General features: G+C 38.0%; 11 protein-coding genes. 10 read left to right on the forward strand and 1 reads right to left on the reverse strand.

Features of this window, described 5'->3' with window-relative positions; genetic code table 11:
• Positions 1 to 292: 292 nt before the first annotated feature.
• Complete coding sequence (locus Q0E71_RS04780) at positions 293 to 1,822, forward strand: hypothetical protein (RefSeq protein ID WP_294796568.1); 1,530 nt, start codon at positions 293 to 295, stop codon at positions 1,820 to 1,822.
• A 54-nt stretch (positions 1,823 to 1,876) separates the two neighbouring features.
• Here the strand turns inward: Q0E71_RS04780 and Q0E71_RS04785 are convergent, their stop codons facing one another.
• Positions 1,877 to 2,500, reverse strand: a complete 624-nt coding sequence (locus Q0E71_RS04785; protein WP_294796570.1) for a DUF3841 domain-containing protein — start codon at positions 2,498 to 2,500, stop codon at positions 1,877 to 1,879.
• Positions 2,501 to 2,721: 221 nt separating this feature from the next.
• Here Q0E71_RS04785 and hutH point away from each other — a divergent pair, with 221 nt between their 5' ends.
• From hutH to Q0E71_RS04830, 9 genes are all read left to right on the forward strand, one after another.
• Positions 2,722 to 4,251 carry a histidine ammonia-lyase gene (gene hutH, locus Q0E71_RS04790; RefSeq protein ID WP_294796572.1) on the forward strand — a complete coding sequence of 510 codons (1,530 nt, stop codon included), beginning with the start codon at positions 2,722 to 2,724 and terminating at the stop codon, positions 4,249 to 4,251.
• A 23-nt stretch (positions 4,252 to 4,274) separates the two neighbouring features.
• A complete protein-coding gene (locus Q0E71_RS04795) occupies positions 4,275 to 6,314 on the forward strand; it encodes a urocanate hydratase (protein WP_294796574.1) in 2,040 nt (679 codons plus the stop codon).
• A complete protein-coding gene (hutI, locus tag Q0E71_RS04800; protein ID WP_367116818.1) occupies positions 6,286 to 7,554 on the forward strand; it encodes an imidazolonepropionase in 1,269 nt (422 codons plus the stop codon). Before Q0E71_RS04795 ends, hutI begins: the two co-directional genes overlap by 29 nt.
• On the forward strand, positions 7,544 to 8,182 hold the full coding sequence (locus Q0E71_RS04805; RefSeq protein WP_294796576.1) for a response regulator transcription factor: 639 nt from the start codon (positions 7,544 to 7,546) through the stop codon (positions 8,180 to 8,182). Before hutI ends, Q0E71_RS04805 begins: the two co-directional genes overlap by 11 nt.
• A 598-nt stretch (positions 8,183 to 8,780) precedes the next feature.
• Positions 8,781 to 10,328 (forward strand): ABC transporter substrate-binding protein, encoded by a 1,548-nt coding sequence (locus Q0E71_RS04810; RefSeq protein WP_294796578.1) that lies wholly within the window; start codon positions 8,781 to 8,783, stop codon positions 10,326 to 10,328.
• Positions 10,329 to 10,403: 75 nt separating this feature from the next.
• Positions 10,404 to 11,333: an ABC transporter permease gene (locus Q0E71_RS04815; RefSeq protein WP_294796580.1), complete on the forward strand. Its 930-nt coding sequence runs from the start codon at positions 10,404 to 10,406 to the stop codon at positions 11,331 to 11,333.
• Positions 11,334 to 11,342: 9 nt separating this feature from the next.
• Positions 11,343 to 12,230: an ABC transporter permease gene (locus Q0E71_RS04820; RefSeq protein WP_294796582.1), complete on the forward strand. Its 888-nt coding sequence runs from the start codon at positions 11,343 to 11,345 to the stop codon at positions 12,228 to 12,230.
• Positions 12,231 to 12,239: 9 nt separating this feature from the next.
• Positions 12,240 to 13,277: an ABC transporter ATP-binding protein gene (locus Q0E71_RS04825; protein WP_294796584.1), complete on the forward strand. Its 1,038-nt coding sequence runs from the start codon at positions 12,240 to 12,242 to the stop codon at positions 13,275 to 13,277.
• A gap of 12 nt (positions 13,278 to 13,289) precedes the next feature.
• Complete coding sequence (locus Q0E71_RS04830) at positions 13,290 to 14,246, forward strand: ABC transporter ATP-binding protein (RefSeq protein ID WP_294796586.1); 957 nt, start codon at positions 13,290 to 13,292, stop codon at positions 14,244 to 14,246.
• Positions 14,247 to 14,722 lie beyond the last annotated feature (476 nt).

The raw sequence follows: 14,722 nt of genomic DNA on the forward strand, positions 1-14,722 counted from the left end.
GTATAAAACTGTGGATAAGTCTGTGGATAGATTATAAATCACAAGAAAATAGCTTTGTCAAGTGCTATTTTTGTGAAAAAAGCTTGTGGATAATGTGGATAAGCTTGTGTATAAATGTAAAATAGCGATTTGCAGTGTGGATATCTATGTGAGTAAGTGAATTATTAAATTTTTTAAATAATTGTAAGCTTAGTATTAAAAATATTTATAAGGAATAAGACCATTTCCATTGCTTTTATATTTCTTTAGTAGTATAATAAAGTTAATAAATCTATTAAGGAGGAATTATATTATGAAGAAGAAAATCTCATTGTTACTTGCATTACTTATGCTTGTAACACTAATCCCAACAGCATTTGCTGAATCAAAAACAGTAGAGGCAGTTAAGAACACTAAAAAGGTGACACTTGACGGAGAAGAAGTCATGGTCGGTGCATACGACGTAGAGGGCTTCAACTATCTAAAATTAAGAGACATAGCAGCTATACTTAACGGCAAAAAATGCCAATTCGATGTAGGCTATGACAATGAAACAAAAGTATTTTCAGTTGAATTAGCAAAAGGCTACGAAAAAGTCGAAGGCGACCTAGCAGAAATTAAAGACGAAAAAGCAAAAGCAATGGTATCAGTTAAGAAGATCCTTGTTAATGGCGAGGAAAAAGAAGTAAAGACAGCTCTTATCGATGGTTATAACTACATGCAATTAAGAGACCTTGGCTCACTTGTAGGACTAGGCGTTAAATATGATCAAGTGAACAAAGTTATTATGCTAAAGAGTGATGGAGAAGAAAAAGAAGAATCTCCTCGTTATGTAATGATTGAGTCTAAGCTTTATAAAGATACAGGCGAAATCAACAAGAACATGACTTGTGGAACTATGGACGGAAAGATATTAACAACTGTTGATGCTAAAGAAATGCCTAAAAAAGATAACGAATCAAACTTTGGTACTGGATATGAATATCAAATTGGCGGCGAAGAAGGCAGCATAACTGTAAAGATTGATGACAAGTGCTTAATTTTTAAAGAAGTGAAAGAAGAAGAAAAGAAAGAAGATAAAAAAGATGATAAGAAAGAAGAAGCAAGTGAAGAAAATATAAAAGTTATTAAGACTGATAACTTTGATGAGCTTGAAAATGCTAAATTTGATGCTATCATCAAAATTCATGATATGTTCGCAGCATATACTAAAGATGATTACATTGTTGGAGGGAATGCGATTTTAGATGCAATACCATTCTCTGAATATATGATTACTTTAAAAAATATGGCTAAGCTAGTCGGCACTGATATTTACTTAGAAGATCGTACAGTTATTAAGAGAATAGAAGAAATTGATGGCAAAAAATATTATGTAGCTGAGATTAAATATGATAATGGCTCTTCTATCATTCAAAAGCTGCCATTTGAACAAGATGGTGACAACATCACTATGGCAACAACTGCTGGCATTATGGCTTTAATACCTAAAGATTATGAAAAAGATTCTATATTAAAGAAGGGTTCTGAATTTATCGTTGCTAAGGTAAAAGCTTTCCATGACGCTTTATGTGAAAAGAATTATAAGGCTGCTGCAGAAGCACTTAACGAGTTAAACTTTAAAGCTGATGAAGAAAATGTTAAGAAGACAGCTGAACTAAGACTTAAAAATGCGAAAGACCTTGGCGAAGAAGTCTTTGTAAAGGAATATGATTTTACATCTAAAGAATATGAAACTGGTGTTGTATGTAAGTTTAAATACAAAACTGGAGCAAGCTTTGAAGTATACATTGGTGATCAATTCACTGGTTTAGGAACTTTTGTATTACCAAAAGAAAAATAGTAGATAGTATTAATTAATCAAAAAAATTGGGAGCGAAAGCTCCCTTTTTTAATGCTATTTACTTATCCAAGTCTCTTCCATATCCTTCACCACTTCAAAAAAGTCATCGCCCGGATAAACTATATGCTTAATCCATTCTTCCTTTATCTGCCAAAGGTTTGCCTGAACGACAAACTCGTTTCTATCTGTAATCTCGAAGATCCTCTCCCAGCTATTCACAATTGTCTCTCTTATATCGTCATACATCTCATCATATTTTCTATCAAATATATTAAAGCTGTGGTCCGCGCCGCGCGCCTTGACCTCCTTTTCAAAGCGTTTCGCATCACCCGCATCAAGTGGCACGTACTGATTATATAAAACGAGGTCCCACTTAGCACCAACGAAGTAAATCACTTCGTCCTTAGGAACTGTCAGCGCATAGACGACTTCTTTGTCGATGGCTTTGAGGCAGTTATCCTTAGATACGCTGCACCAAATTGGGTAGCTGACATCATTGGGCTTAGGTACCATTCTTGACGCCATCTTCACGAAGTAATCATATTTTTCCAAGAAAAAGTCCGATATATCTTTCATATGTAGGCTCACATAGAGTCTTTTATTTTGTATGACGCCTTTATTTTTTAACTCGTAGAGGCTATTCTCATGCTGTCTTGTGTAAAGATTAACGTATTCCATATATATCACCTAAGTATTTATACCCAATATTTCGAATTTGGAATTTTAATCCTTGACTATAAATATTTTCTATGATATAATACTTTTGGATGAGGTGAGGGGTATGATGTACATACATATTAGTTTTATTGCTCACAATTTTAATAATAATAGATAAGAGGAACGCCATGTGCGTTCCTTTTTACTTTATCAGAGTACTAACTTAGTAAAAGGAGGATATTATGGACAAGATCGTTATCAATGGCAAAGATCTTACAATTGAAGATGTTGTAAAGGTTGCAAGATGCCACGCAGAAGTTGAAATTTCAAAGGATGCAAAGGAAAGAATCATTGCATCAAGAAAACTTGTTGACAAGTTTGTTGAAGAAGAAAGGGTTATTTACGGAATCACAACTGGTTTCGGAAAATTCTCTGAAGTACATATCTCTAAGGATATGACTAAAAATTTACAAAAGAATTTAATTATGTCTCACTCATGTGGTGTTGGCGAATTATTTGACGAAGACATCGTTAGAGCCATCATCTTATTAAGAGCTAACTCTTTATCAAAGGGTTATTCTGGTGCAAGACTTGAAACTATCGAAACACTAGTAGCTATGCTAAACAAGGGTGTTACACCATGTATACCTGAAAAGGGTTCACTAGGTGCATCTGGTGACTTAGCTCCACTTGCTCACATGGTTTTACCTATGCTTGGTCTAGGCGAAGCTTTCTACGATGGAAAGAAAATGACTGGTAAAGAAGCTATGGACAAGGCTGGCATCGAAACTATTGAATTAACTAGCAAGGAAGGTCTAGCTCTTATCAATGGTACTCAAGTACTAACTGCTGTTGGTACATTAACTTTATATGATGCTATGAAGCTTGCTAAATTAGCTGACGTTGCTACATCTCTTACAATGGAAGCTATGGGCGGCATCATCGACGCTTTTGATGAAAGAATAGCTGACGTTAGACGCCACCAAGGCATGTATGACACTTCATACAATGTAAGAACTATTCTTGAAGGATCAAAGAACATCACTCGCCAAGGTGACTTAAGAGTACAAGATGCTTACTCACTAAGATGCGTACCACAAATTCACTGCGCATCAAAGGATACATTAAACTATGTTAAGAGCAAAGTTGACATTGAAATCAACTCTGTTACTGACAACCCAATCATCTTCCCTGATGATGAAGCTGTTATCAGTGCTGGTAACTTCCACGGCGAACCAATGGCTCTACCATTTGACTTTTTAGGCATTGGTATCAGTGAAATAGCTAACGTATCCGAAAGAAGACTTGAAAGACTAGTAAACCCAGCATTATCAGAAGGTCTACCAGCTTTCTTAGTTAAGGAAGGCGGAGTAAATTCAGGCTACATGATAGTTCAATACGCTGCTGCAGCTCTTGTTAGCGAAAACAAGGTTTTAGCTCACCCAGCAAGTGTTGACTCTATCCCATCTTCAGCTAACCAAGAAGACTTAGTATCTATGGGTACTATCGCTGCTAGAAAGGCTAGAGAAATCTATTTAAACGCAAGAAAAGTTATAGCTATGGAAATGTTTGCTGCATGCCAAGCTATTGACATAAGAGGAGACAAGGGTCTTGGTAAGGGAACTAAGGCTGCTTATGACGAAGTAAGAAAAGTTATTGACTACATCGACAAAGACAAGGTTATGTACTTTGAAATCAACAAGGCTGAAGAATTATTAGCTGATGACAAGGTTCTTAACGCTGTTGAAAAAGCTGTAGGAGAATTAAAATAATAAATTAAGTAAGGAGGTCACTTATGAAATTTGATGTTAAAGATGCTATGACAATCAAGCTTGATCCAGTTTTACCTGAAATGCATAAAATTGATCCAAAGGTTAGAAGAGCACCAGTAAGGGATTTAACTCTTTCAAAGCATGAGATTGAGCTAGCTTTAAGGAATGCGCTTAGATACATTCCAGAAGAATTACACGAAGAATTAGCTCCAGAATTTATGGAAGAGCTAATGACTAGAGGAAGAATTTATGGCTACAGATTTAGACCTGAGGGCAATATCAAGGCTAAATCCATTGACGAATACAAGGGTAAATGCATCGAAGGAAAGGCTATACAACTAATGATTGACAATAACCTTGACTTTGACGTAGCTCTATATCCATATGAACTTGTTACTTACGGTGAAACAGGACAAGTTATGCAAAACTGGATGCAATACAGACTAGTTAAAAAATATCTAGAAAATCTAACTGATGAACAAACACTAGTTATGGAATCAGGTCACCCACTAGGATTATTCAGAAGCCATAAGACTTCACCAAGAGTTATTATCACAAACTCATTAATGATAGGTGAGTTTGACAATCAAAAACATTGGCACAAAGCAGTTGCTATGGGCGTTGCAAACTACGGACAAATGACTGCTGGCGGCTGGATGTACATTGGACCACAAGGTATAGTTCACGGCACATACAATACAGTTCTTAACGCTGCTCGTCTAAAATTAGGCGTTCCACACGATGGCGACTTAAGAGGCCACATCTTCATTTCATCAGGTTTAGGCGGAATGAGTGGTGCTCAAGGTAAAGCAGCTAAAATTGCTAATGGCGTTGGTATCATCGCAGAAGTTGATATCTCAAGAATCAATACAAGACTTGAACAAGGCTGGATAGATGAATGTTCAGACGACCTTGACCAAGTATTCAAATGGGCTAACGAAGCAAGAGACAGCAAGACTCCTAGAGCAATCGCTTACCATGGCAATATCGTAGACCTACTAGAATACTGCGTTAAAAACAACGTTCATGTAGAACTACTTTCTGACCAAACATCATGCCACGCTCAATACGACGGCGGCTATTGCCCACAAGGCTTAACATTTGAAGAAAGAACAAAGATGCTTGCTGAAGACAAAGAAGGCTTCTGCAAATTAGTTGACAAGACATTAAAGCATCACTTTGAATTAATCAAAACACTAGTAGATAGAGGAACATATTTCTTTGACTATGGTAACTCCTTCATGAAATCAGTTTTCGATGCAGGCGTTAAGGAAATAGCTAAGAACGGAGTTGACGAATCAGAAGGATTCATCTTCCCAAGCTATGTTGAAGATATCATGGGACCAATGCTATTTGATTACGGTTACGGACCATTCAGATGGGTTTGCTTATCAAATAAGGCAGAAGACCTAATTAAGACTGACCACGCAGCTATGGAATGCATCGACAAGGACAGAAGAGGCCAAGACCTTGATAACTACATCTGGATCAGAGACGCTGAAAAGAACCAATTAGTAGTTGGCTCACAAGCAAGAATTTTATACCAAGATGAAATCGGTAGATTAAAGATTGCTCTTAAGTTCAACGACATGGTAAGAAAGGGTGAAGTAGGCCCAATCATGCTAGGACGTGACCACCACGACGTATCAGGAACTGACTCACCATTTAGAGAAACATCAAATATCAAAGACGGATCAAACATCATGGCAGACATGGCTACACAATGCTTTGCAGGTAACTGCGCAAGAGGCATGTCCATGGTAGCTCTTCATAACGGCGGCGGCGTTGGTATAGGTAAATCAATCAATGGCGGCTTCGGTATGGTTCTAGACGGATCAGACAGAGTAGATACTATCTTAAAGGCAGCTATGCCATGGGACGTTATGAGCGGTGTAGCAAGAAGAAGTTGGGCTAGAAACGACCACTCAATCGAAACAGCAATTCAATATAACAAGGATCACAAGGACACTGACCACATTACTATTCCTTATCTAGTAGACGACAAGATTATAGAAAAAGAAATGGCAAAGGTGGATGAATATGAAGCAAAGCGTCATAATTAAAAATATAGCTTCGCTACTTGCAACAAAGGCTAATGGCACAGTCAGAGCCGGTAAAGCACAAGGCGAAGTAGAAATAATCAAAAACGCATATATAATAACAGAAGACGACAAGATAAAAGCACTTGGTACTATGGATGAATACAAGGCAATGGATGTCGATGAAAGCAAGGCTACTGTCATCGATGCGACTGGTAAACTAGTTACACCAGGCCTTGTAGACTCACATACACACCTTGTTCATGGGGGCTCGAGAGAAAATGAGCTCTCTATGAAACTTCATGGCAAGACATACATGGACATAATGAACGCGGGTGGCGGCATACACGCTACACAAAGGCATACTAAAGAAGCAAGCTTCGAAGAGCTTTATGAAAAAGCGAAAAAATCACTTGATATAATGCTAAGCTATGGCGTTACGACAGTTGAAGCGAAGTCCGGCTATGGCATAGAAGACTTCGATACAGAGCTAAAGCAATTAGAAGTAGTGAAAAAATTAAACGAAGATCATCCAATCGATTTAGTATCAACATTTATGCCATGTCACGCAATGCCAGATGAGTACAAAAATGACAGAGAAGCTTTTATAAGCAAAGTTATTAACGAATACAATCCAAAAGTTATGGAAAAGGGTCTCGCAGAATTTGCTGACATCTTCTGTGAAGACGGCGTTTATACTATAGACGAGTCAAGAAGAGTTTTAAAAGCCTCAAGAGATGCGGGCTTCAAGCTTAAGATACACGCAGACGAATTAATTAGCTTCGGCGGAGCAGAACTAAGCGCCGAACTAAAATGCGTTTCAGCAGATCACTTGATAGGCGCCTCAGATGAAGGCATCAAGGCCATGGCAGCAAATGGGGTCGTAGCAAACGTCCTTCCAGCGACAGCATTTAACCTAAACACAGGTAAATACGCAAGAGCTAGAAAGATGATAGAAGAAGGCTGCCCAGTAAGTATCTCAACAGACTACAATCCAGGCTCCTGCCCATCTGAAAACATTCAACTAGCTATGCAAATAGCCTCAATCAAAATGAGAATGACAGCAGAAGAAGTATTCAATGCAGCAACTATAAACGCTGCAGCAAGCGTACTTAGAACGGAATCCATAGGTTCGCTTGAAGTAGGTAAGAAGGCCGACATCGCCATCTTTAACTGTGAAAATATTGATTACTTCGTATATCACTTCGGTATAAACCACACTTATAAAGTGATTAAGAGCGGAAAAATAGTTTATGGCGCTTAAATCATTTAGAGTATTAATAGTTGGCGGTTCAGATATATACGCACTAGGCGTAGAAGCTTCTCTCTCAGCTTTTGACGATATGCATGTCGTTGAGAGCTTTAGAGACGCTTCAGATGCTCAAGACTACTTAACAAGGAAGAGCGTAGACTTTGTTATCTACGTCGATGATGAGCTAGATGAAAGTAAAAGGATAGCCGATTTACAAAGGCTAGCCGTAATGAATAGGCGCTATAGAGTACTCTTTATGACAAACAGACCAAGCATCGAGATGATTATCTCACCGAAAGACTTTCACCTAGATGGCATCATGGACAAAGAGCTCAAGAGAGATGAACTTAGAAATGCACTTCTTGACATGAGAAAAGGGGTAGTAGTCGTGTCGAAGAAAAAGAACTTCAGCGTTAAGACGGAACAAAAATTGGGGGATTTTTTGGACCGCAAGGAGCTCTACGACACACTAAGCTCACGAGAGAAGCAAATTCTACTAAGCATCAAAGAGGGCTTAAGCAATCAAGAGATAGCCGACAGGTTTTATATCACTTTATCGACAGCAAAGACACATACGAGAAATTTGTATAAAAAGTTGGGAGTGAAATCACGGTCACAAGCAATAAAGTTCCTAAATTAAATACGGGTCAATATGATCGGACAGACCCACAAAACATTTTAAACTTCTTTTTTATGATGCACCTATATATATGGGTGCATCTTTTTTGCGTGTAAAACCATTTTTATGTAAATGGATTTGCGCGCAAAATGATTTTTGTGAATATGCTTTTGAGCCTATTGCTATTAAAATAGTATAGCTATCGCCCGTCATATGTTTATCGCTCGACATATGCCTTACGCTCGTCATATGTCAAACGCCTGTCAGATGCCTTACACTCGTCATATGCTTAACGCGTGTCATACGTCAAACGCTCGTCATATGCTAAGCTATTTGCGTGGTGAAAGCATTTCCATTGGCATAAGTATTTCTGTTTTCGAAAAAATTCATACGAAAGGAGTATTTTTTATCAAAACTCTTGTATTATTAAATCACTAGTGGTATAATATATAAAAGAGCTTTAATCAGGTAGAGTATATCGCCGTTAACACGAGCACATGAAGAATTAATAGACCGATTCTATATTAGCAAGTGTACGAGGGTATCATACATAGCAGCTCTTCGACTATAGCTAGGACCCTTAGGTCCTAAGCACACGCAGAAATGCAAGGAGGTTTTTATGAAGAAGTTTATTTCACTTATCTTGGCACTAGCACTTGTTATGACAGTACTTACTGGCTGCGCTGGTGGCAACAAATCAACTGGCGAAAAGAAAGGCGACAAGGACACACTTGTAATCGCTAACGACTCAGATGCTATATCTCTAGACCCAATGGGTACTAACGATAACGCATCTTCAAAAGTATTAGTTCAAATCTATGAAGGTCTATTCGAACTAAATGATAAGGCTGAAGAAGTTCCTTTACTAGCTGAAAGCTACGACAAGGTTTCTGATACTGAATACGTTTTCCACTTAAGAAAAGGAGTTAAATTCCATAATGGAGACGAAATGAAGGCATCAGACGTAGTATTCTCATTGAAGCGTGCGTGTGAAGCACCTAACGTTAAGCACTTGTTTAACACTATCGATGAAGACTCTATCAAGGCTGACGATGATTACACTGTAAGATTCAATCTTAAGTTCCCTTATCCTGGTATCATTGCATCATTAATGCATCCAGGTGGATCAATCCTTTGCCAAAAAGAAGTTGAAGCAGCTGGAGACAGCTACGGTACTTCTACTGATAAGGTTTGCGGTACTGGTCCATTTAAGCTTGATGAATGGTCTAAGGCTAACGCTATCAAATTAAGCAGATTCGAAGATTATTACGGAGAAAAAGCTAAGATGGCTAAAGTTGAAATGAAGATTATACCTGAACCAACTAACAGACTTGTTGAACTACAAACTGGTGGAGCTGACATAATCTATGAACTTCAACCACTAGATGTTGAAAAAGTAGAAAAAGATGAAAATCTTGTTATGTTAAAATCTGATGACTATGGTACTACTTATCTAGGATTTAACACTCAAAAGGCACCTTTTGATAATCCAAAAGTACGTGAAGCTATAGCATACGCTATCGATATAGACGATATAATTCCAAAGGTTTGGTTAGGTCTTGGTAAGACAGCTTCTAACTCAATGCCACCAACACTAGTTTACTCTATAGGTGGAGAAACAAAAGCTAAAGCTAGAGACGTTGAAAAAGCAAAAGCATTACTTGCTGAAGCTGGTTATCCTAACGGTTTTGACACATCTATCTCTACAAACGAAAGAAAACAACGTGTCGATATGGCTACTATAATCAAAGAACAACTTAAAGACGTTGGTATAAACGTAACTATCAACGTTATGGAATGGTCTGCATTTAATGATGTATTAAAGAACGCTAAACAAGATATGTTCGAAATCGCTTGGATTTCTGATACTCCAGACCCAGACGCATTCTTGTTCCCATGCTTCCACTCAAGTGCAAAGGGTGAAGGCGGTAACTACTGCTGGTTAGAAGACCCTGAAATGGATAAGATGCTTGATGACGCTAGACAAGAACTTGACGAAACAAAGAGAGGCGAAATCTATAGAAAGGCTCAAGAATATATTCTTGATAACCAAATTTGGATTCCTGAATACTGGTCAGAATTAACTGTAGCAACATCTAAGAATGTTGAAGGTTTTGAAATGAACCACTTTGGTTTCTACAAATTAAATAAGGTAAACGTTAAATAGTTAAATAATACAAAAAAGTGAAGGGGGAGGAGGAATCTTCCCCCTAACACATAGTTCATTTATATCGGAGGCATTATGTTAAAATATATTATTAAAAGAATCCTCTATTTAATACCTGTTATTTTATTGGTAAGTCTCTTCGTTTTCTGGTTATTATACATAACACCTGGAGACCCTGCCCGTAATATTCTAGGCCCATCGGCCACAGAACAACAAGTAGCAGAACTTAGAGAAGAACTTGGCTTAAACGATCCATTTTTCACGCAATTTGGTAGATACATATCTAACCTAGTATTAAAGGGTGACTTAGGCCGTAGTTACAGAACAAGAATGCCTGTAGTTCAAGAAATTGGCAACAGAGCAGGCGCAACTATTAGACTAGCATTTTTAGCTATAACATTCGCAGTTTTACTAGGTATACCTATAGGTATTATATCTGCGGTAAAACAATATAGTATTTTTGATAACTTGACAATGATATTCGCCCTTATAGGCATATCGATGCCAGTATTCTGGCTGGGTCTACTACTCATTATGCTATTTAGTGTGCAACTAGGCTGGCTACCAGCATCAGGCTTTGACATGCCTAATCAATGGGTTTTACCAGCTATAGCACTAGGAGCTCAATCTGTTTCTGTTATTACAAGACAAACAAGAAGCTCTATGCTTGAAGTAATTAGACAAGACTACATCAGAACTGCTAAGGCAAAAGGTCAAGAACAAAAGGTCATCACTAGGAAGCACGCTTTGGCAAACGCTCTAATCCCTATCACTACTGTTATCGGTACACAATTCGGACAACTTATGGGCGGTGCTCTAATGACTGAAGTTATATTTAGTATACCTGGCATAGGCAGACTTATGGTAGATTCAATCAAGATGAGAGACATACCTCTTGTTATGGGATGTGTATTATTCGTTGCAGTTACATTTGCTCTTGTAAATCTAATTGTCGACATACTATATACATTCATAGACCCAAGAGTTAAGAGTCAATATATGTAGGTGAATGATATGGCAGAAAAAAATATGAAAAAAGAGCAATCAATAAGAAAATCAAAAAGACAAACAGGTTTTAGTGAAGTTTTAAAAAGAATGAAGAGAAACAAACTTGCTATGGTAGGTCTAGTTATACTTATCTTGCTAGTTTTGGTAGCGATATTCGCAGACGTTGTTGCCCCATATACTTTCAATGACATGGTTGGTCCAACATATCAAACACCAAACTCTGAATTTATCTTCGGAACAGACCACTTAGGCCGTGATATATTCTCTCGTGTCGTTTATGGTTCTAGAATCAGTTTGAAAGTCGGATTTATATCCGTATCCATTGCTTTAGTATTTGGTGTAACACTAGGCGCTGTAACTGGTTACTACGGCGGTAAAGTCGACACTATAATCATGAGATTCATAGACGTGCTTCAAGCTATACCAGATATACTTTTAGCTATAGCAATCATGAGCGCACTAGGCACTGGCCTTGGTAACTTAATGATAGCCGTTGGTATAGCCTCGGTTCCAGCATATGCCAGAATCGTTAGGAGCTCTGTTTTAACTATAAAAGATAACGAATTTGTTGAAGCAGCAAAGGCCAATGGTTCTAGCGACTTTAGAATTATCTTTAAACATATAATTCCAAACTGTATGGCACCTATCATCGTTCAAGCGACTCTAGGTGTTGCTTACGCAATCATTAACGCGGCAGGTCTATCCTTCATAGGACTTGGACTTGAACCACCTACACCAGAGTGGGGCGCTATGCTATCGGATGGTCGTTCATATATCATGGACTTCCCACACATCACATTGTTCCCAGGTTTAGCCATCGTTATCACCATCTTTGCTCTTAATGTTATGGGCGATGGTCTTAGAGATGCACTTGACCCTAAGCTTAAGAGGTAGGAGGTTACTATGGAAAAAGGAAATTTACTTAATATAAGAGACCTATCTGTTGAGTTCAATACAGATTCGGGTGTTGTTAAAGCCGTTAATGGCATGAACTTGTCTCTAAACAAAAAGGAGACTCTTGGCCTTGTTGGAGAAACAGGTGCCGGCAAGACTACTACTGCTCTTGCAATACTTAACCTAGTACCTGATCCACCTGGAATTATTAGCTCAGGTGAGATTGAGTTCGATGGTAAGGATATATTAAAAACTAAAGAAAAAGACATGAGAAAGATTAGAGGGGAAAAGATCTCCATGATCTTCCAAGACCCAATGACAAGTCTTAACCCTGTTATGACTATAGGTAAGCAAATCGAAGAAGTTCTTGCTCTTCACACTAAACTTGATAAGAACGGAAGAAAAGAAAAGACTCTTGAAATGCTTGACCTAGTAGGTATCAGACGTGAAAGAGTTAATGACTACCCTCATCAACTTTCTGGTGGTATGAAGCAAAGAATCGTTATCGCGATGGCTCTTGCTTGTAACCCAGAGATAATCATTGCGGATGAGCCAACAACTGCTCTAGACGTTACTATTCAAGCCCAAGTTATGGAGCTAATGAAGGAGCTTAAGAGCAAGTTTGATACATCCATCATCATGATTACTCACGACTTAGGTGTTATCGCTGAAATTGCTGATAAGGTAGCGGTTGTTTACGCTGGCGAAGTTGTTGAAAGCGGTACTACTAAGGATATATACACTGACAAGAAGCATCCATACACTGTCGGACTGTTCTCGTCAATACCAAAATTAACTGGAGATGTTGAAAGACTTCAAGTTATTCCAGGAATGACACCAGACCCAACAAATTTACCTACTGGATGTAAGTTCCACCCAAGATGCACTAAGTGCATGGAAATGTGCAAAACAAACGAACCACCGGTTTATGAAGTAAGCCCAGGTCACTTTGTTAAGTGCTTCTTATACAAGGACGGAGCTATGGATATAGACGGCTCTAAGAATGAAGCTAGCGAAGAAATAGCTTCTGAATCAGAAGAAAAGTAGAGGAGGAAAGTTATGAGCGAAAATTTCATTGAAGTAAAACATTTATGTAAGTACTTTCCGACTAAGAAGGGCGTTCTACATGCAGTTGAAGACCTTAACTTTGAGATAAAAAAGGGCGAAACACTTGGCCTAGTAGGCGAATCAGGCTGTGGTAAGTCAACAGCTGGTCGTGCAATCATCAGATTACATGAGCCAACAAGCGGAGAAATATGGTTTAACGGCGAAGACATTATGAACCGTAAGACTAAAAAGGAAATGCACCAATTAAGACGCGAAATGCAAATCGTCTTCCAAGACCCATATTCATCACTAAACCCAAGACTTAACACATTTGACTTGATTGCGGACGCACTTTATGTAAACAAAATTTACGATAGTAAGAAAGAAATAGAAAAAGTTGTTCTTGAGATGATGGAAACAGTAGGTCTTGAAAAGAGACTTATGAACTCCTACCCACACGAACTAGATGGTGGTAGAAGACAAAGAATAGGTATCGCAAGAGCCTTAGTAATGAGACCTGAGTTTATAGTACTTGATGAACCAGTATCAGCACTTGACGTATCAATTCAAGCCCAAGTACTAAATCTTCTTCAAGATATACAAAAAGAAAAGGGACTAACATACTTATTTATATCACATGACCTTTCAGTTGTTCGTCACCTTTCAGACAGAGTCGCAGTTATGTATCTTGGACGTATGGTTGAACTAGCAGATTACAAGCAAATATTTGAAAACACATTACATCCATACACAAAGGCACTACTATCAGCAATACCAGTACCTGAGTATAACTACAAACAAGAAAGAATCATACTAAAAGGCGACGTACCAAGCCCAATAGATCCACCAGACAGATGCGTTTTCTATGGCAGATGTCCGATGAGAGATGAAGGCGTTTGCAATGGTCCTCATCCTACTCTAAAAGAAGTGGAACCGGGACACTTTGTTGCCTGTCACTTAGTTAAATAAAAAATTTCGAATTAACATTCCGGCCTAGGCTCGTTCGCTTTTTATCAATGTTCGAGTATGACCTATACGGTCCGCTTGATAAAAAGTTCCACTTCGCCTATTCCATGAATTTTCTCTTCGAAATTTGTGGATAAAGTTAAGTTGATATTGTAAATGTGTTTACATTGCATAATCATCATGTTTTATCTAAAAAATTAAACTTTAAGATCTAATTTAAATAAATTAGTGACTACAAAAGCAGATGCATCTTAGGTGCATCTGCTTCTTTATGTCTTAGAGCACAAAAAAGGAGCTAGAAAAAACTAACTCCATAAAAAACATTATCTATTTATTTTTCTTTACATAATCTAAGACAAAGTCTTTAAATCTCTTACCAAGTGGGTTTAGAGGCTTTTCTCTGTGATACAAGAAGTAAAAGTCTCTTGAGAAATCCACACCTTTTATGTTAAGGTACTTAATTCTCTTTTCCTTAATAT

The sequence above is a fragment of the uncultured Fenollaria sp. genome (genome assembly GCF_934202865.1).
Classification (GTDB): Bacteria; Bacillota; Clostridia; order Tissierellales; family Peptoniphilaceae; genus Fenollaria.

Bases quoted from the DNA above. Each gene is read 5' to 3' on its own strand.
- Q0E71_RS04780 (WP_294796568.1), top strand. From the start codon at position 293: ATGAAGAAGAAAATCTCATTGTTACTTGCATTACTTATGCTTGTAACA.
- Q0E71_RS04785 (WP_294796570.1), bottom strand. From the start codon at position 2,500: ATGGAATACGTTAATCTTTACACAAGACAGCATGAGAATAGCCTCTAC.
- hutH (WP_294796572.1), top strand. From the start codon at position 2,722: ATGGACAAGATCGTTATCAATGGCAAAGATCTTACAATTGAAGATGTT.
- Q0E71_RS04795 (WP_294796574.1), top strand. From the start codon at position 4,275: ATGAAATTTGATGTTAAAGATGCTATGACAATCAAGCTTGATCCAGTT.
- hutI (WP_367116818.1), top strand. From the start codon at position 6,286: ATGAATATGAAGCAAAGCGTCATAATTAAAAATATAGCTTCGCTACTT.
- Q0E71_RS04805 (WP_294796576.1), top strand. From the start codon at position 7,544: ATGGCGCTTAAATCATTTAGAGTATTAATAGTTGGCGGTTCAGATATA.
- Q0E71_RS04810 (WP_294796578.1), top strand. From the start codon at position 8,781: ATGAAGAAGTTTATTTCACTTATCTTGGCACTAGCACTTGTTATGACA.
- Q0E71_RS04815 (WP_294796580.1), top strand. From the start codon at position 10,404: ATGTTAAAATATATTATTAAAAGAATCCTCTATTTAATACCTGTTATT.
- Q0E71_RS04820 (WP_294796582.1), top strand. From the start codon at position 11,343: ATGGCAGAAAAAAATATGAAAAAAGAGCAATCAATAAGAAAATCAAAA.
- Q0E71_RS04825 (WP_294796584.1), top strand. From the start codon at position 12,240: ATGGAAAAAGGAAATTTACTTAATATAAGAGACCTATCTGTTGAGTTC.
- Q0E71_RS04830 (WP_294796586.1), top strand. From the start codon at position 13,290: ATGAGCGAAAATTTCATTGAAGTAAAACATTTATGTAAGTACTTTCCG.